Raw genomic sequence first — 17,264 nt, 5'->3', positions numbered from 1 at the left:
GCCATGATCCGGCGGCGCAGCGCCATCGAGCCGGCCATAGGACACATGAAGATGGACGGGCGGTTGGGCCGCAATCCGCTCAAGGGCGCGCTGGGCGATGCGCTGCACGCGGTGATGTGCGGCGCCGGGCACAACCTGCGTCTGATCTTGGCCGCGCTGCGGCTTTATTGCGCCCGCTTTGGGCTGTGCATGCAGGCGGTCATCGCCGCGTTGATCGCCGCTCCAGCCAATCGCCGATCGGTCTGTGGCTAAGAACGGAATTGTTCAGGGCGGACTAGCGAGCAGGCGCATCAACGCCAGCGGCCAGGCCATCGCCCCATGCACATCACGCGCGAATGGGCGACCAACACCGATGGCACACGGCAGACCGCACCAGCTACACCGGGGTGCGCGCGTACTGGCACGATGGCAAACACGCCCGCCGCAAGGGCGTGGTTGCCGGCAGCCCCACCGGCAGCGTGAAGACCTTGAAAGACACCTTCTCCAGCGCCGAGGCTGCGCGCCAAGCCGCGCAGTCCGAGATGCATAAAGTCCATGGAGCATGCCCTAGGTGATGGCGGCTTCACCACGCAGATTGAGCTGGAGCTGCAGGGCGATGGTGATAGCGCAGTCAGCAGAGGCAATCGACGACGACAGCTGAAAAGCGGCCGCCGGCAGCTGCTCACTTCGGTTGGGCTGTGATCGCTATGTAGATCAAGGGCCGCTCTGGCGTACCGTTCTTCTTGCAAACCTTAGCAGTCACAACCGCATGCTCCAGCCAGCCGTGAACATTGGTGTTCACAACTCGGTTGATGTAGCCCATCTTCTTTCCACCAATATCGACACGGATCGCCTCCGGATCTGTTTCGTTTTCTGGCTCCAGGATCAACTCGGCGACGTCTTCCACACGCACTGCCTCAACGTCCTGCAACGTAGCGTAGTGCCGCGTGCCAGCAACCTCAGTGACGAGCTGGCAGGGCAGCTTGGTGCAGTCAAAGACAGGGGACAGCGAAAACCCATCGCTGGGCAGACGGGCGCCTGTGTAGCCTAGCAGCGCCAAATCCGACAGCGCAAACGGATGGGGTAGTAGGTGCCTCTGTAGGTACGCCGGGAAATCCTCACGCTTACGAGGTGGTAGCCTGCGCATGAAAGTCTGGAGCACATCGCTCCAAACAGATTCCTTTTCATTCAGGCGGAACGCGGGGTGCCCCTTGAACCCATACTCGCGTGCAGCACGGAAGTCAGGCGTATCGGAAAGGTAGCGGAACGTCACAACAGACGGATCATCTGTTGGCACGAGTTCGCCCACCACATACCGATAACGCGCCTTAGGGTTCGTTGCCGACTCCAAGCCTTGCCATGTCAACAAGAGCCGGGAAGGCTCACAAAGATGGCTAATTGAACTCATTGAGCAACTCTTTCAAAATTTCAAATCTACGCAGCAAGTTTCGTTCGATCCACGCAACACGATCTTGCTGCAGATGGCGGTATGGCACTGGTGGCGCCAGGTTCAGGAGGTCTCTCAAACATGCGCTCAACCGCGCAGGTGGTACCTCTAGCCTAGCTCGCAAGTCAGCGATATCAGCACTGGCCTGCCATGTTTTAAGCGCTGTGCGTAGTAGCGAGAAAAGACACACTCGATCATCGCCACGCTCCCATGTGACGTGGCTTCGACCGTTGAGGATGTAGCGATCAAGCTCATCTTGCGACCAGTCTTGGACGATGTGCGGAAACCTGTCTTGCCCAAGGCTGGTTCCGTTGTCGAACAGCGGGGCAAGTCGCAGGGTGTCGAAGTTTGGACTATAGATAAGTCCCCAATTCTCTTGATGCCGGTCAGTGTTTCCGATCAACGCATCGAAAGCAAGCGTGTTCAGCCACCATGTGTGCCAGTCAAAGCCCTTCAACCGCGTCCGCGCCAAGGCCTTCATCAGCATAGAAATGTCGGTGAGGTTGTGCGCCTTACCTAACTTGCGGTCGAAATCAGGGTTCACAACCTGCAACAAATCCCCTGCGGGTACAAAGTGCTCAGTCGTGTCGTCATAGAACCACTCAACCAACGCCCCCACGACCCCGCTGGGCCGATGCAGGCCAACATAGGTCGGAGGGGTGTCGAAACCCAGCATAGCGCCTACTCTGTAGGCAACAATCTCTCCCCAAAACTGGTCGGGGTAGCGTTGCTGAGAACGTTTCAACAGGTACCGACAACCTCCCGTCAAAATCTTGGAGCCATGCTCCAGCGGAGCAATCACCGCGTCCTTGGCGCGCGCACCGGCTGGAAAGATGCCAAAATTTTGGTCGATCTCCCAATCACTTACATCAATGATGTGATCTTGTACTCTGTAGGACATAAGCGGCGGAGTTCCTCTTGCCTCGGTATGCGCCTCATAAGGCTACTAGCGCAAATAGCTCTTCTTTCCAGAATCCGATATACAGTACTGCCCACCCCGTGGCCCGGTGCAAACGCCACCGGACCGGCATGAGCAATCACCTGAAGATGCCCCGGCCCGGCTGGGGGCCACCAACGCACGCGGTGACGACTGTCCAAGCTCGGCGCTGCAATGGCGCTTGCTGCCGCTGACCGAGCCGTCATTGCACACAAACTGCGCGCCTGAGCAATGCGCCACGCCGCCCTTGCTGCCGCTGCAGGGGTAGTTTGCAGACCATGCCGGCATGGCAGACGTCAGGCACGCCGCGAATGCAATCGCAAAATTAAGGCTGCGCATTCCTCAGGCGACCACGCCCAACTCGACTACCGTTTCGTCGGGCAGCTCACCTGTTTCCAGCAGCGTGGTGAAATGCTCCTGAGCCACTACAAAAGCCCCTCCGGCTCGGGCCTTCTCGATCTTGAGCGCACCAGCACGGGGGCCACAAACGAGGAAAGTGATGCCGTTTGCCATGGTCTGCATGACCTGTAGGCCAGCTGCGTCGGCTTGGCTCTGCATGGCATCGCGTGTTGCTGAGGCGAAGCCTGTGAAATGGATGCGAGGGCGAGCATCGACCGGGGCGCCACGCACAGGCCGCGGTGGAGGCGAACTGCGGGGAGTGCCCAGCAGCGCATCGCTACCGTTCAGGTACTCGCTCACGCGGTCTTTGCGGAACGTGAGCACGCTACCCTTGGTAGTGCAATGCCCTTTGATGTAGTGGCCGATCTCGGCCCAATTCAGCAGCATGCGCTCGGAAACCTCCCCGGCGCCATTGCGGTAAACAAACCGCATCTCGGGCTGTGCAGCCATGCTCGTTCCTCCCTGTGGAAAGCCCTCTCTATGCGCGTGCAGCAATAGCCGCCAGCGTGCGCAGTGCAGCCTGTGCCTCTGCGGGCGCCTTGTCGTAGTGCTGCAGCAGCTGCTGTGACTCAGAACTGACTGAGGCCGCCGCGCCGGCATCACCGCCCGCCGCGCCTGCGCGCAGCGACAGCAGCACATAGCCCACATCCACACCCACGGCGTGCAGTTGCTGCAGCGCCTTGGCGTCGGGCACGAACTCGCCTTCTTCAAATTTCAGCAGGGCCAGGCGGTCCACGCCGGACTTGGTGGCCAGTTGGCCCACGGTCAACTCCAGCCGCTTGCGCTCTTGCACCAGGCGGGCCGCAAGCGTGGCAGCGGGCTGTACATGCTCTATCGCGCTGGGGTCAAAAGTACGTATGCCCGTGAGCACATAGCCGGAATCCACCCCGAACCCGCGAATGGTGTTGAGGTAGCCAACATCAGGCAGATTTGCCCCCGTCTCGTAGTTCGATTGAGTGTTCTTGGACACCCCGCCCAGGGATGCAAACGCCTCTTGGCTTAGGCCAAGCCGTTTGCGCTCCTCACGCAACCTTTGGAAAAATTCATCCATTTTTTTGGTAAATCCGTTGATTATCACAAAAAATTGTGCAAAATACACCATGCCTTGTAACAACCTAACTCCAGATACTACATGACCACCCCAGCGCACCACACCCGCCACCGCTCGGCCACGGTCGAGCCCCTGATGTACTCCAAACGCATTCCACTGGGGATGACCGGCGAAGAGCTGGAACGCGCATGGGACGGCGCCCCGCACGAGGGCCGCATCGTGCTGGGTCAAACCGACACCGCCGCCGAGCGGCGCTGAATCGAGTGCGGCCAAACATTCAGCGCCACGATAGAAATCACGCGCACCCTGAGCCCCAACGCCGCGCCCCATGCATGGCCCGAGCCTCTCTTGTCGATGCCCACCAAGCAGTCCTGTGCTCTGCGGGAGTGCTCAAGTACACGGTGAAAAGCATCCTGTACGACGGAGCACAGGACCGCTACTCCTGCCCGCACCTCTGCCGGGCATTTGCAGCGCTCAACCAACTTCCTGCTCCCGGTTGCTACCCGGCAACCAGTCCGCATGAGCCGGTGCGGGTGGATCTGCTTTCACTGCTCGCCCTCATCAGCTCGGAACTGGAGTTCGCTCGCGACACATTCCGAGAGAACCGGTTCAGTGCAGCAGACGAAGCGGCTTTTGTTCATGGACTGCTGGAACACGCCTTTGAATTTTCAGACCGGCTGTTCGGGGCCCACAACGAGCTACCCCACTCCTTGGACGACCTGCGTTTCCTGGCCAGCTTTGCTGCAACCAAGGAGGCTGGCAACGGTATCAATACATTCGGCAGCCAGGCAGATACAGCATCACCAGTCACAGCGGCATCGCCGTTGCTTAGAAGCGGCCACCGGGCCAGTGAGTTGCTCATTCGTTGCTCGTTCGACATCGAGGCAGCAGCCCACGCCGTGACAGCGCTGGGAGATCAGATCACGGAACCGGAGCAGATTCAGATCGCCTCGCTGATTCGCTGCTATGGCGCACGCATCGCGAAACTCAACAGTGTTCTGATGAGCTATCTCACCGGGGACGAAGTGATCACCCTGGCGGATGCGCAGCGCGCCCTACCAAGGAGCCAAGCAGTTGCCAGAAGGAGCCGTGTAACGACGCACGGCGGAAATGGTCCCTTGGATTGAGCGCTGCGCATTTGTGTGCCGCGATCTTCGCCCCCTTGGCGCGGCGTCCAACCTCGGGTAGTCAATAATGTGACCTTTGCCCGCCACCACGCCCCAAACGATGGATACGGCCCAAGGCGGGCAGTACGACACAAGAACATTCGCGCCTTCCTGCGGCCCCGCGCCATCCAGGCAGGCCTTGCCCGGCACCTTCGCGCCGCCGCAACCTGTTGATTCCCAAGCCAATGAGCGACCTCTCGCAAAGCACACAGCCCTCTCCGGCCCCTGATCTGTCGGCGCACACGCCCATGATGCAGCAGTACCTGGGCATCAAGATCAACTACCCCGACACGCTGGTTTTCTACCGCATGGGGGATTTCTACGAGCTGTTCTTCGGGGACGCGGAGAAGGTGGCGCGGTTGCTGGACATCACGCTGACCACGCGCGGGCAGACGGCGGGGCAGCCGATTCCCATGGCGGGCGTGCCCTTCCATGCGTTGGAGAACTACCTGGGCCGGCTGATCAAGCTGGGCGAGTCGGTGGCGATCTGCGAGCAGGTGGGCGAGGTGGGCGCCGCCAAGGGCCCGGTGGAGCGCAAGGTGGTGCGCGTGGTGACGCCGGGCACGCTGACCGACAGCGAGCTGCTGTCGGACAAGAGCGAGGCGATCTTGCTGTCCCTGCACACGGCCGGGCGCCAGCGCTGCGGCCTGGCCTGGATGGCGGTGACGCAGGGGCGGATTCATCTGGCCGAGTGCTCCCACGACGAGCTGGGCGCCTGGATTTCACGCATCGCGCCCAGCGAGCTGATCTACAGCGCGGGCGTGACCGAGCGTTTCGAGCAGAGCCTGTTCGCGCTGCGCCATGGCGGCTCCATCGCCTGCCCGCTGTCGCCGCGCCCTGACTGGCAGTTCGACGGCGGCCTGGGCGAGCGCAAGCTGCTGGAGCTGCTGGGCGCGGCCAGCCTCAAGGCCTGGGAGGCCGAGGATCTGCCGCTGGCCCATGGCGCCAGCGCCGCCCTGCTGTCGTATGCCGAGCACACGCAGGGCCGCAGCCTGTCGCACATCCATGCTCTGCAGGTGCAGCGCGACGATGAGCTGATTGCGCTGCCGCTGGCCACGCGCCGCAACCTGGAGCTGGTCAAGACGCTGCGCGGCGAGGATTCGCCCACGCTGTTCTCGCTGCTCGATACCTGCATGACGGGCATGGGCAGCCGCCTGCTCAAGGCCTGGCTGCTGGAGCCGCGCCGCGACCGCACGCAGGCCATGGCGCGGCTGGAGGCCACGCGGGCGCTGCAGGGCGCCAGCGCAGGTGGCATGGCCGCGCCCTGGCAGCAGTTGCGCGAGCAGCTCAAGGGCGTGAGCGATGTGGAGCGCATCACGGCGCGCACCGCGCTGCGCCAGGTGCGCCCGCGCGAGCTGGTGGGACTGGGCCGCACGCTGCACAAGGCCGCCGTGCTGGCCCAGGCCGGGCAGACGCCCTCGGCCCACCTGACCCAGCTGTTCGCCGACCTGCAGCCGCCCGAGGGCTGCGCCGAGCTGCTGGTGCGCGCCATCATGAAGGAGCCGGCCGCCCTGGTGCGCGACGGCGGCGTGTTCGCCACGGGCTACGACGCCGAGCTGGACGAGCTGCGCGCCATCCAGAACAACTGCGATGACTTCCTGCTGGAGCTGGAGGCCAAGGAAAAGCTGCTCACCGGCATTCCCAACCTGCGCGTGCAGTTCAACAAGGTGCACGGCTTCTATATAGAGATCACCAACAGCTACAAGGACGCGGTGCCCGAGCGTTATCGCCGCCGCCAGACGCTGAAGAACGCCGAGCGCTACATCACGCCCGAGCTCAAGGCCTTCGAGGACAAGGCCCTGTCCGCGCAGGAGCGCGCGCTGCAGCGCGAGAAATTCCTCTACGAGCAGCTGCTGGACCAGCTGCAGCCCCATGTGCCGGCGCTCACGCGCGTGGCCGGCGCCATTGCCGCCATCGACGTGCTGTGCACGCTGGCCGAGCGCTCGCTGACGCTGAACTGGTGCGCGCCCGAGTTCGTGAACCATCCCTGCATCGAGATCGAGGCCGGACGCCACCCGGTGGTGGAGGCCCGCATGGCCGAGACCTCCAGCGGCAGCTTCATCGCCAACCACACGCGCATGAACGCCAACACGCGCATGCAGGTCATCACCGGCCCCAACATGGGCGGCAAGTCGACCTATATGCGCCAGGTGGCGCTGATCGTGCTGCTGGCGAGCATGGGCTCGCATGTGCCGGCGTCCAGCTGCCGGCTGGGGCCCATCGACGCCATCCACACGCGCATCGGCGCGGCCGACGACCTGGCCAATGCCCAATCCACCTTCATGATGGAGATGACCGAGGCCGCGCAGATCCTGCACTCGGCCACGCCGCACAGCCTGGTGCTGATGGACGAGATCGGCCGGGGCACCAGCACCTTCGACGGCCTGGCGCTGGCCAGCGGCATCGCCACCCAGCTGCACGACAGGACGCGCGCCTTCACGCTGTTCGCCACGCACTACTTCGAGCTGACCGAGCTGCCGGCCAAGGCACGCGCGGCCGTGAACATGCATGTGAGCGCCGCGGAGTCGGGCCAGGACATCGTCTTCCTGCACGAGATCCAGCCCGGCCCGGCCAGCCGCAGCTACGGTATCCAGGTGGCCAAGCTGGCCGGCATGCCGGCCGGCGTGCTGCACCACGCGCGCCATGCCCTGGAGGCACTGGAGGCCCATGCCGACGAGGGCCGGCTGCAGGTGGACCTGTTCGATGCGCCCGACATGCCCGAGCCGGAGCACCAGCACAGCCCCCTGGCCGAGGCCCTGGCGGCCATCAACCCCGATGCGCTGAGCCCGCGCGAGGCGCTGGAGGCCCTCTACCAGCTCAAGAAGATCGCTGCCTGAACGCGGTCACTCTCCGCGCACTAAACTCGCCATTTCCGCAGATTCGGACGCCCCCCATGACTTATTGCGTTGCCATCAAGCTCAACGCCGGCCTGGTTTTCCTGGCCGACTCGCGCACTAATGCCGGCCTGGACCAGATCAGCTCGTTCCGCAAGCTCATGGTCTACGAGAACCCCGGCGACCGCTTCATGGTGCTGCTGTCGGCCGGCAACCTGTCCATCACCCAATCGGTGCGCGAGCTGCTGGAGAGCCAGCAACTGCGCGACGAGGCCACGGGCGACATGCTGACCATCTGGAACGTGCGCAGCATGTTCGACGCGGCCCGCGTGCTGGGCGCGGCCGTGCGCCATGTGTTCGAGCGCGACGGCGTGGCCCTGTCGCGCTCGGGCGTGGACTTCAATATCTCGCTGGTGCTGGGCGGCCAGATCCAGGGCGAGAACATGCGGCTGTTCCAGGTCTACTCGGCAGGCAACTTCATCGAGGCCACGAGCGAGACGCCCTACTTCCAGATCGGCGAGTCCAAGTACGGCAAGCCCGTGCTGGACCGCGTGATCACGCCGCGCACGCCGCTGGACGAGGCCGCCAAGTGCGCCCTGGTGTCCATGGACAGCACGCTCAAGTCCAACCTCTCGGTGGGCCTGCCGCTGGACCTGATCGTGTACGAGAAGGACCGTTTCGCCTCCGACAAGATCGTCAGCATCGACGAGAGCAACCCGTATTTCCGCATGCTGCACGACAGCTGGGGCGAGCGCCTGCGCCATGTCTTCGACAGCATCGAGGACCCGGCCTGGGATGGCGGTGACTCCGCAGTGCCCATCCGCGTGCACAGCCGCCAGGCCCAGCCGCTGACCAAGGTCACCGCGCCGGCCGGCGCCCTGCGCGCCAACGCGCGCACCATGGGCCGGCTGCCGCCTGCGGCGCTGCGCCAGCCCTATCACAGCGGCGCGGGCGCAGGCCTGGGCACCTCCACGGCCGACGGACTTGCGACATCGCCCATGACCCCCCTGCAGCCGGGCCCGGGTTCGCCCGTACGGCCCGATGCGGGCCAGCCCTCCGGCCACCAGCAGGGCTTGCCCGATGGTCCCGCGCAGGCCGGCCAGGAGCCTCAGCCGTGAACCCGGCCCGGTCCGCGCAGCGGGCCGCGAGCGACGCGGCGGCTGCAGGCACGGGTACGGGCTTGCGCACTGCATCGGCACCACTGCCCGTGGTGTTCTCGCATGCCAACAGTTTTCCGCTGCCCACCTACCGGCTGTTGTTCTCGCTGCTGGCCGAGCGCGGCATCGCGGCCCGGGGCGTGGAGCGCTTCGGGCATGACCCGCGCTTTCCCGTCACCAACAACTGGCCGCACCTGGTCGAGCAACTGGCCGAATTCACGCGCGCCGAGGTGGAGCGCGTGGGCGGCCCGGTCTTTCTGGTCGGGCATTCGCTGGGCGGTTTCCTGAGCGTGATGACGGCCGCACGCCACCCCGAGCTGGCGCGTGGCGTGCTGCTGATCGACTCGCCATTGCTCAGCGGCTGGCGTGCCAATGCCGTGGGCGTGGCCAAGCGCACCCAGCTGGTGGGCTCGGTCTCGCCGGGCAAGATCAGCGCGCGCCGCCGCAATGCCTGGGACAGCGACGAGGAGGCGCTGGCCTACTTCCGCGCCAAGAAGGTATTTGCGCAATGGCACCCGCAGGTGCTCCAGGACTATGTGCAGGGCGGCCTGGCCGATGTGGACGGCCGGCGCATGCTGAACTTCACGCGCGAAGTGGAGACCGCCATCTACAACACCTTGCCGCACAACCTGGCCTCGCTGCTGCACCACCATCCGCTGCGCTGCCCGGCGGCCTTCATCGGCGGGCGCGCCTCGGTGGAAATGCGCCAGGTCGGAATGGACCTGACCCAGCGCATCACGCGCGGGCGCGTGATGATGCTCGACGGCAGTCACCTGTTTCCCATGGAGCGGCCCCATGTCACGGCCGCGGCCATCGAGGCTTCCTTGCTCAATCTGCTGTCCTGAGCCGTCAAGCCGCCCGCCTCGAATTCCCTCCTCCAGCGGTCCGGCGTGATCAGACGGCAGTCGCTGCCGGACAGCACGCGGTCCTTGGGTGTGGAAGCATGAGTGCGGAAGTCGATGGCAATCAGGCCTTGGTGTTTCAGGAAGGGGGGCCGGCTAAGCGATCGGCCAAGCGGCGCAATCGATCATCTTGTGCAGCAGCCCCAGCAACTGCTGCTTTTCTTCGGGGCTCAGCATGCTGCTGGCTTTCTGCTCCAGGATTTCCACCCGCACCGCCGCCTCCTGGTGCAGGCGATCGCCCTCGGCCGTGAGATAGAGCAGCGACAGGCGCTTGTCGGCAGGGTCGGCCTCGCGCCGCAGCAAGCCGCGCGTCTGCAGCCTGTCCATCAACGCCGCCATATTGGGCTGGGAAATCATCACGGCCTCGGCAATCTGGCGCTGGGACGCGCCTGGATTGGCCGCGACAAGGGACAGCGCTGCGAACTCCGAGGGCTTGAGATCCAGCCCCAGCATATGCCTTGCATAGTGGGGGCGCACGGTCGCATGGGCCAGGCGGGCGCAATGGCCCAGTTGCTGCATCAGAAAATCTTGGCGGAGTTCGGACTTCATCGGCGATGGGGTGGCGCAATCAAAAAAAGCACTGCCCCGCTCGTCGAGCCGGCCGTGCTGCAGCCCGGGTCAATCCAGGTGGATGCGGGCCTCCCTGATGATCTTATGCCACTTGGCACGGTCCTCTGCGACCCCAGCGCACGAACTCCTGCATGTCGCGGGCCGGCACCTCATTGGCGACCGTCAGGATCAAGGGCATGTCGCCGATCACGGAGATGAGCGCGAAATCCGTGGAAGGAGAGTAGCCGAGCCTCGAATAGAGAGCATCGTTGATGGTCAACGTGCTGCCCGGGACGAGCAGCAGCGTATGGCCGTCTGCCACAGCCCTGGCCACATAGGCACTGCCGATATTGGAGCCCGCGCCAGGACGGTTCTCCACCATGACCGGGGCCTTGGTGCTGCGCGCGATGCTGTCGCCGACAAGCCGTGCGATCACGTCCACGGGGCCTCCCGGTACATACGGCACGATGATTCTGATGGGCCGGGACGGATAGCCCTCGGCGCGCGCCAGGCTGGCGACACCCGGCATGGTGCCGGCCAGGGCCAGCGCAGTCATTGAGGCGAATCGGCGGCGCAGCATGGGCTGATCTCCTTTGTGGTCAAAGACGGGATGCCCAGGCCCTGGGGGGCATTTCATTCCTCGCCTGCGCCAGCAGCGCCCGGCACCCGGTACTGGACGAAGAAATCGATGCTGCGCGGATTGGCCATGGCGTCAGGGCTGGCCACCTTGGCGGGGTCGGCGCCCAGCAGCAGCTTGCGCACGGGCAATTCCATCTTCTTGCCGGTGAGGGTGCGCGGCACCTCGGCCACCTGGACCACGGCATCGGGCACATGGCGCGCCGAAGCCCGGGTCCTGATGGCATTCCTGATCTCGATCACCAGCGCATCGGTCAGCGCCATGCCCGGCGCCAGTACGACGAACAAGGGCATGAACGAGGGACGGCCCAGGAACTCCAGGTCCACGACAAGGCTGTCCACGACCGCAGGGATCTCTTCGACGACGCGGTAGATCTCGGCCGTTCCCATGCGGATGCCGAAGCGGTTGATGGTGGTGTCGGAGCGGCCGTAGATGACGGCGGTTCCTCGCTCGCTGAACGCTATCCAGTCTCCATGGCGCCAGCAGCCGGGAAAGGTGTCGAAATAGCTGTCGCGGTAGCGCGATCCATCGTCGTCGTTCCAGAAATGCACGGGCATGGACGGCATGGGCTCGGTGATCACCAGCTCGCCCATCTCGCCGACCACGCTGCGCCCCTGCTCGTCGAAGGCGTGGGCTGCCACGCCAAGCTCGCGGCACTGGATTTCACCCGCATGCACGGGCAACAGCGGCGCGCAGGCCACGAAGCCCGCAGCGATGTCCGTGCCGCCGCTGACCGAGGCCAGCCACAGGTCGCGCTTGATGCTGCCATAGACCCAGCCATAGGCCGGCAGCGGCAACGGGGACCCCGTGCAATGGATGGCACGCAGCTTGCGGAAGCTGCGGCCACGGCCCGGAACCACGCCCGCCTTCATGCTTTTGACCAGGAAGGCCGCGCCACAGCCGAACAGCGTGACCTGGTGGCGGTCGATGAAATCCCATAGCGCGTCGTCGTCGGGCGAGGTCGGATTGCCATCTGAAAGCACCACGGTGGCCCCGGCCAGCAGGCCGCCGACCATGAGATTCCAGACGATCCAGCCCGTACTGCCCAGGAACATGAAACGGTCGCCGGGCCGCACATCGTGCTGCAGCCGGTTGGTCTTGAGGTGGGTGAGCACGATGCCGCCATGGCTGTGGACCATGGCCTTGGGCAACCCGGTCGTTCCCGAGGAATACACCACCCACAGCGGGTGCGAGAAGGGCACGCGCTCGAAAGCCAGTTCGGCCGGCCGGGCCAGCGCATCGTCCCAGGCCGAGGAATGGCGCCAGGGCAGCGCGCAAGAGGGATCGCCGGGCCTGAACAGCGGGCCGGGTACATGGATCACATGCTCTATCCCCGGCAGTCCCTGCAGCACTTCGTCGAGCACGGCGCGGCGGTCGAAGGACTTTGCGGCGTAGGTATAGCTGTCGGTCGCGAAAATCAGCCGGGGGCCAATCTGCCGGAAGCGGTCCAGCACGACGCTCCGGCCCATCTCGGGCGCACAGCTGGACCAGACCGCGCCAATGCTGGCGCAGGCCAGAAATGCCACCACCGTCTGCGGCACGTTGGGCAGATAGGCCACGACACGGTCACCACGCCCTATGCCGAGCCGCCTCAGCGTGGCCGCCAGCGCACCCACGTCGCGGCGCAGTTGCCGCCAGGTCAGCTCGACCGGCTCTGCCGATTCGCAGCGCGCAATGAGGGCGGGCCAGCCGCTGCCGGCGTTGCGAAACACATGCTCGGCGTAATTGAGATGGGTGTCGGGAAACCATTGGGCACCCGGCATGCCGCGCTCGCCCAGCACGCGGGCCGGGTCGCCGTCGGCCTCGATGCCGAAGTAGTCCCAGATCGAACGCCAGAAGCCATCCAGGTCCGTGACCGACCACTGCCATAGCGACTGATAGCCATCGAAGCCCAGGCCTCGCTGCGCGGCCAGCCAATCCATGTAATGCGCCAGGCCGCTTTGCGCGATCTGCTGCGGACTGGGGCTCCACAGCAACTGCCCTTGTTCTGCTGCCATCACCCGCTCCCTGAAAGTTATGAAAAAAACATATTTTTTATAACTATAGAACGGCCACACATAGCCAAGACCAGGGTTTTCCATGGTCATGCGTCCCTGCTCCCTGCTCCCTGCTCCCTGCCATGCAGGCTGCGCCCAGGGCTTCGCTGCTCCACCGGAGCGGCCCCTCATCCGAGCACGCTTGTGATGCCCCGAACAGGGTGGGGCCTGCCAACCCTTCCGATAGGAAACATAAATTGACTTTGGCTTTTCTTAATACTCCGTATATTCTCCTAGGACAAGTCCTAGCAGGCTGCCGTACTGCTACGCATCTTTCGGGAGGACTGCACCGAGCGCAGAAATCCCCGAATGCAACACCGGCTGCCTGTGATCCATTTCAAGAGGGAACGACATATGCCGCCGCCAATGAACGCGACCCGCCACCAGCACGACCATTCAATCCACGCCCCGTCTTTTCTTCGCGCCCTGAAGCTGGCCTTGTCCGGCGCAGGCCTGGCGCTGTGCCTGGGCGCACTGCCCGGCCATGCGAGCGCCGCGCCTGGCGTACCCGCCCCACCCGTCGTTGTCTGGAGCGAGGATTTCGAGAATCTTCCCGCGCCGACCTCCAGCATGGATGGCACGGACCTGCTGCTCTACGTAGGCCTGAACCCGGTCGGACAGAAATACACCGCCGATCCGCTGTGGCGGATGGACGCCAAGCATTGCAACGGCATCATCGCGACCTTCAACGCGAACCCCACCTCAGCGGCCATGGCCAAGGCATGCGTCGAACGGCGCCATTGGAACGGTCTCCAGCAAATGGCCGAGGTCGCCGGGCTGTTTGCCGGCAGGACGGCGTCCGATGCACGAAAAAACCATGCGATGGCAATGCTGACCGTGGGGGGCAGCTATCCCGTGAACTCGACCACGTTTCGCACGGCCAGCAACATCCCGCTGCCACCAGGCGCCGACCGCCGGTTCTTCAGCGGCAGCATCGACGTGGTCGCTACGTTTTGCGATGGCGACTACGTCCATCCCGCGCTGAGGTTTTCGCTGGTCAATGACTCGGGCGTTGCGCTGCCGCTGTCCGCGACCCCCATGGATCCATGCCAAGGTGGGAGCAGGTACTCGACCAGCGCCATCGGAGACGCGATCAGCAGAACGGCGGTGGCGCAGACCGTCACCTCCCCGGGCGCGTTGCTGTTCAGCGGCAGCTCCGTCGGCTTCATGCTCCACAACGACCAGACCAGCGAGACCGGCAACGACGCCGCGATCGACAACGTCCGCATCCTGGATGTGACACCCCAGCTGGACAAGGCCTTCACCCCTGCCAATATCACGCAGTTGCAGACCGCCCGGCTGACGCTGACCATCACCAACACCACGGACCTGCTGGCCAAGAATGGCTGGTCCTTCACCGACAGCCTGCCGCCCGGCTTGGCCGTGGCGGGCAATGCCGGAACCACCTGCGCAGCCGGCACGGTCGTTGACGCCGCGCCCGACAGCACGCGCGTGACGGTGACGCAGGGGAACCTTGCGCAAGGCGCAGCCTCCTGCGAGGTCTCCGTCGATGTACGCCCCGCAGGCCCGGGCAGCTTCAGCAACGGCGCCGGCAATCTCACGCTGGCGGGCCTGAACCCGCCCGCCGCGCCCGCCGTGCTCGAGGTCACGCCCGTGGCCGACATGCAGGCCACGGATGTGGGCCTGCCCAGGGAAATGACCGTGGGCATCGAGGTAAACGGGCAATTCGCCTGCATGAATGCCGGACCCAGCGCCGCTGTCGGGGCATCGTGCGAGCTGACGGGCCTGCCCCCTGGCGCGTTGACGTCCTGCACTCCCACCTCGCCCACGACGTTGCCCCTGGAGAAGGACGCCAGGATCGAGTGCACCGTGAAGTTCACCCCCACGAGCACGGGCGCGGTGACCGCCATGCTCATCGCGGGCAGCAGCACGCCCGACCCCCTGCCGACCAACAACAGGCGGGCCCACCCCTACGACCCCACCCAACCGCAGGCCGACATGCAGGCCATGGCCGCCTCGCTGCCGACGGACATGACCGTGGGAAGACCCGTCACGGGCTCGTATTCCTGCAAGAATGCAGGGCTCGAGGCCGCAGCCATGGCCACCTGCGCCATCACGGGGCTGCCCGCAGGCGCCTCCATCTCCTGCACGCCCCACACGCCCACGGCCGCGCCGCTGGCATCGGGCGACTCCATCTCCTGCTCCGTAGCATTCACGCCTGCCAAGGCGGGCTCCCTGTCCGTGACGGTCACGGCGGGCAGCGCCACCCAGGATCCGCTCCCGGCCAACAACACCTGGAACGGCATCCATACGCTCGTCGAGCCAGTGGCCGACATGCAGGCCACGGAAGTGGCGTTCCCATCGACCGTGGGCGCAGGCACTCCCGTCACCGGCACGTTCACCTGCAGGAATGCAGGCCCTGGTGACGCCACGGCGGCCACCTGTGCCATCACCGGCCTGCCCTTGGGAGTCCATGCCTCCTGCACACCGGCCACGCCCACCGGCACGCCGCTGGCCTCGGGCGCGGAAATCTCGTGCTCGGTGGCCTTCACGCCGGCCACGTCGGACCCGCTCAGCCTGGTCATCACGGCGGGCAGCAGTAGCAGCGACCCGGTGCCGACCAACAACTCCCTCACGCACGCCATGAATGCGGCGCTGCAGCCGCCGCAGGCGATTCCTGCCACGGGTACTCCCGCGCTGGTGGCGCTGAGCCTGGCCGTGCTGTTGGCGGGCCTGCGCCTACGCCGCCGCCCACGCTGAGGGCCGGCAGGCCCGGGCGGCGTCAGGCTGCGAAGGGGGCATCAGCCCTCGCTCCAGCCGACCACGCCCGTGAAGGCCGTCACCAGCACGATGATGCCGAAGGCAATGCGGTACCAGGCAAACGGCACGAAGCTGTTGGTGGAGATGTAACGCAGCAGCCAGCGCACGCACAGCCAGGCGCTGATGAAGGAGAACACCAGGCCCACGGCGAACATGGGGATGTCGGCCGCCGACAGCAGGGCACGCTCCTTGTAGAGGCTGTAGACACCGGCGCCGATCAGCGTGGGAATGGCCAGGAAGAACGAGAAGTCGGTCGCTGCCTTGCGCGACAGCCCCGCCAGCATGCCGCCGATGATGGTGGCGCCGCTGCGGCTGGTGCCGGGAATCATGGCCAGGCACTGCATCAGGCCGACCTTCAAGGCATCCAGCGGCGTCATCTCGTCCACCGTCATCACGCGCGTGGCCGATGCCGGGCGGCGCTCTGCCCACAGGATGACGAAGCCGCCCAGGATGAAGGTGGTGGCCACCACGGTGGGCGTGAACAGGTGCGCCTTGATGAACTTGCCGAAGATCAGCGCCAGCACCACGGCCGGCAGGAAGCCGATGATGACGTTCAGCGTGAGCCGCTGCGCCTGGCGGCTGGTGGGCAGGTCGACCACGGTGGAGCGGATCTTCTGCCAGTACACCAGCACCACGGCGAAGATGGCGCCGGTCTGGATGGCGATGTCGAAGACCTTGGCCTTGGCATCGTCGAAGCCCAGCAGCGAGCCTGCAAGGATGAGGTGCCCGGTGGAAGAGATGGGAAGGAACTCCGTCAGTCCCTCCACGATGCCCATGATGGCGGCCTTGACCAGCAAAAGAATGTCCACGGCAAGCGTCCTGTCGCAATGCAAAAGTGCGCCATTATCTGCGCTGGCCGTGGCTTGCCGGTGTCCTCCTGCCCGTCTGTCGGCGGCAATCGCAAACTTTTACAGCGCGCGGCCCGCGACGTTGCTGCGCGCCCGGCACTGTGCTGCAATGTGGGTGCGCTGGACTTCAGCGCGCCTTCAAAACCATTCCATCATGAAAAAAATCGTTGTTCTGGCAGTCGTCTCCCTGGCCTGCAGCATCGGCATGGCCGCCGGAGACAAGGCCCCCACGGCCCAGCAAAAGCTGATGGGCACCTGCAACACCGAAGCCACCGGCAAGAAAGGCGACGAGCGCAAGGAGTTCATGAAGTCCTGCCTGTCCGACGGCAAGAAGCGCCAGCAGGAACGCATGAAGACCTGCAATGCCGACGCCACCGGCAAGAAGGGCGACGAGCGCAAGGCGTTCATGAGCGAGTGCTTGAAGAAGGACTGAAGCTCCCCCTGAGCGGCTGACGCCGCTTCCCCCTCTCTACCCGCTTCGCGGGGGAGGGGGACGACGCCCTCGGCTAGGCGCCCCCGCCGTGAGGCTGCTCTTGCTCGG

Annotated in this window: 15 protein-coding genes and 1 pseudogene; 8 read left to right on the top strand and 8 right to left on the bottom strand. The window is 65.0% G+C overall.

What is annotated here, in order from left to right; all coding sequences use genetic code 11:
- Positions 1 to 252: pseudogene (locus tag A9976_RS03120) on the top strand (IS5/IS1182 family transposase); the annotation flags it as partial.
- 409 nt (positions 253 to 661) lie between these two features.
- On the opposite strand, the gene A9976_RS03115 reads toward A9976_RS03120, so the two are convergent.
- The 4 genes from A9976_RS03115 to A9976_RS03100 form a co-directional block, all read right to left on the bottom strand.
- Positions 662 to 1,387, bottom strand: coding sequence for an HIRAN domain-containing protein (locus A9976_RS03115; RefSeq protein ID WP_183017764.1), 726 nt, complete (start codon positions 1,385 to 1,387; stop codon positions 662 to 664).
- Positions 1,374 to 2,327, bottom strand: a complete 954-nt coding sequence (locus tag A9976_RS03110) for a HipA domain-containing protein (protein ID WP_183017763.1) — start codon at positions 2,325 to 2,327, stop codon at positions 1,374 to 1,376. Before A9976_RS03110 ends, A9976_RS03115 begins: the two co-directional genes overlap by 14 nt.
- Positions 2,328 to 2,705: 378 nt before the next feature.
- Positions 2,706 to 3,212, bottom strand: a complete 507-nt coding sequence (locus A9976_RS03105; RefSeq protein WP_183017762.1) for a BRCT domain-containing protein — start codon at positions 3,210 to 3,212, stop codon at positions 2,706 to 2,708.
- A gap of 28 nt (positions 3,213 to 3,240) precedes the next feature.
- The gene (locus A9976_RS03100) at positions 3,241 to 3,864 is read right to left on the bottom strand and encodes a helix-turn-helix domain-containing protein (RefSeq protein ID WP_259649088.1); all 624 of its coding nucleotides are present in this window, start codon (positions 3,862 to 3,864) and stop codon (positions 3,241 to 3,243) included.
- A 30-nt stretch (positions 3,865 to 3,894) separates the two neighbouring features.
- Between A9976_RS03100 and A9976_RS03095 the strand changes: the two genes are divergently transcribed.
- The 5 genes from A9976_RS03095 to A9976_RS03075 all read left to right on the top strand — a co-directional run bounded on the left by A9976_RS03095 (position 3,895) and on the right by A9976_RS03075 (position 9,815).
- On the top strand, positions 3,895 to 4,071 hold the full coding sequence (locus A9976_RS03095; RefSeq protein ID WP_183017761.1) for a hypothetical protein: 177 nt from the start codon (positions 3,895 to 3,897) through the stop codon (positions 4,069 to 4,071).
- A gap of 74 nt (positions 4,072 to 4,145) precedes the next feature.
- Positions 4,146 to 4,940 carry a hypothetical protein gene (locus A9976_RS03090; RefSeq protein ID WP_259649087.1) on the top strand — a complete coding sequence of 265 codons (795 nt, stop codon included), beginning with the start codon at positions 4,146 to 4,148 and terminating at the stop codon, positions 4,938 to 4,940.
- A 287-nt stretch (positions 4,941 to 5,227) separates the two neighbouring features.
- Complete coding sequence (gene mutS, locus A9976_RS03085) at positions 5,228 to 7,816, top strand: DNA mismatch repair protein MutS (protein WP_183017773.1); 2,589 nt, start codon at positions 5,228 to 5,230, stop codon at positions 7,814 to 7,816.
- 56 nt (positions 7,817 to 7,872) lie between these two features.
- Positions 7,873 to 8,931, top strand: a complete 1,059-nt coding sequence (locus A9976_RS03080; RefSeq protein ID WP_183017760.1) for a proteasome-type protease — start codon at positions 7,873 to 7,875, stop codon at positions 8,929 to 8,931.
- Positions 8,928 to 9,815 (top strand): alpha/beta fold hydrolase, encoded by an 888-nt coding sequence (locus A9976_RS03075; protein WP_183017759.1) that lies wholly within the window; start codon positions 8,928 to 8,930, stop codon positions 9,813 to 9,815. Before A9976_RS03080 ends, A9976_RS03075 begins: the two co-directional genes overlap by 4 nt.
- 153 nt (positions 9,816 to 9,968) lie before the next feature.
- Here the strand turns inward: A9976_RS03075 and A9976_RS03070 are convergent, their stop codons facing one another.
- From A9976_RS03070 to A9976_RS03060, 3 genes are all read right to left on the bottom strand, one after another.
- Complete coding sequence (locus A9976_RS03070) at positions 9,969 to 10,421, bottom strand: MarR family winged helix-turn-helix transcriptional regulator (RefSeq protein WP_183017758.1); 453 nt, start codon at positions 10,419 to 10,421, stop codon at positions 9,969 to 9,971.
- Between the two features lie 103 nt (positions 10,422 to 10,524).
- Positions 10,525 to 11,001, bottom strand: a complete 477-nt coding sequence (locus A9976_RS03065) for a tripartite tricarboxylate transporter substrate binding protein (protein WP_183017757.1) — start codon at positions 10,999 to 11,001, stop codon at positions 10,525 to 10,527.
- Between the two features lie 53 nt (positions 11,002 to 11,054).
- Positions 11,055 to 13,055, bottom strand: coding sequence for an acetoacetate--CoA ligase (locus A9976_RS03060; RefSeq protein ID WP_183017756.1), 2,001 nt, complete (start codon positions 13,053 to 13,055; stop codon positions 11,055 to 11,057).
- 405 nt (positions 13,056 to 13,460) lie between these two features.
- Between A9976_RS03060 and A9976_RS03055 the strand changes: the two genes are divergently transcribed.
- A complete protein-coding gene (locus tag A9976_RS03055; RefSeq protein ID WP_183017755.1) occupies positions 13,461 to 15,815 on the top strand; it encodes a hypothetical protein in 2,355 nt (784 codons plus the stop codon).
- A 41-nt stretch (positions 15,816 to 15,856) separates the two neighbouring features.
- On the opposite strand, the gene A9976_RS03050 is transcribed toward A9976_RS03055, so the two are convergent.
- A complete protein-coding gene (locus A9976_RS03050) occupies positions 15,857 to 16,684 on the bottom strand; it encodes an undecaprenyl-diphosphate phosphatase (RefSeq protein WP_183017754.1) in 828 nt (275 codons plus the stop codon).
- A gap of 193 nt (positions 16,685 to 16,877) precedes the next feature.
- Between A9976_RS03050 and A9976_RS03045 the strand changes: the two genes are divergently transcribed.
- Positions 16,878 to 17,156: a PsiF family protein gene (locus tag A9976_RS03045; protein WP_183017753.1), complete on the top strand. Its 279-nt coding sequence runs from the start codon at positions 16,878 to 16,880 to the stop codon at positions 17,154 to 17,156.
- Positions 17,157 to 17,264 lie beyond the last annotated feature (108 nt).

The organism is Delftia sp. UME58 (assembly GCF_014170385.1).
GTDB classification, from domain to species: Bacteria; Pseudomonadota; Gammaproteobacteria; order Burkholderiales; family Burkholderiaceae_C; genus Comamonas; species Comamonas acidovorans.
This window is presented reverse-complemented; position numbering and strand designations above follow the sequence as displayed.

Coding starts and splice junctions, on each gene's coding strand:
- A9976_RS03115 (WP_183017764.1), bottom strand. CDS start 1,387: ATGAGTTCAATTAGCCATCTTTGTGAGCCTTCCCGGCTCTTGTTGACA.
- A9976_RS03065 (WP_183017757.1), bottom strand. CDS start 11,001: ATGCTGCGCCGCCGATTCGCCTCAATGACTGCGCTGGCCCTGGCCGGC.
- A9976_RS03080 (WP_183017760.1), top strand. CDS start 7,873: ATGACTTATTGCGTTGCCATCAAGCTCAACGCCGGCCTGGTTTTCCTG.
- A9976_RS03045 (WP_183017753.1), top strand. CDS start 16,878: ATGAAAAAAATCGTTGTTCTGGCAGTCGTCTCCCTGGCCTGCAGCATC.
- A9976_RS03055 (WP_183017755.1), top strand. CDS start 13,461: ATGAACGCGACCCGCCACCAGCACGACCATTCAATCCACGCCCCGTCT.
- A9976_RS03100 (WP_259649088.1), bottom strand. CDS start 3,864: ATGGTGTATTTTGCACAATTTTTTGTGATAATCAACGGATTTACCAAA.
- A9976_RS03070 (WP_183017758.1), bottom strand. CDS start 10,421: ATGAAGTCCGAACTCCGCCAAGATTTTCTGATGCAGCAACTGGGCCAT.
- A9976_RS03060 (WP_183017756.1), bottom strand. CDS start 13,055: ATGGCAGCAGAACAAGGGCAGTTGCTGTGGAGCCCCAGTCCGCAGCAG.
- mutS (WP_183017773.1), top strand. CDS start 5,228: ATGATGCAGCAGTACCTGGGCATCAAGATCAACTACCCCGACACGCTG.
- A9976_RS03105 (WP_183017762.1), bottom strand. CDS start 3,212: ATGGCTGCACAGCCCGAGATGCGGTTTGTTTACCGCAATGGCGCCGGG.
- A9976_RS03110 (WP_183017763.1), bottom strand. CDS start 2,327: ATGTCCTACAGAGTACAAGATCACATCATTGATGTAAGTGATTGGGAG.
- A9976_RS03090 (WP_259649087.1), top strand. CDS start 4,146: ATGGCCCGAGCCTCTCTTGTCGATGCCCACCAAGCAGTCCTGTGCTCT.
- A9976_RS03095 (WP_183017761.1), top strand. CDS start 3,895: ATGACCACCCCAGCGCACCACACCCGCCACCGCTCGGCCACGGTCGAG.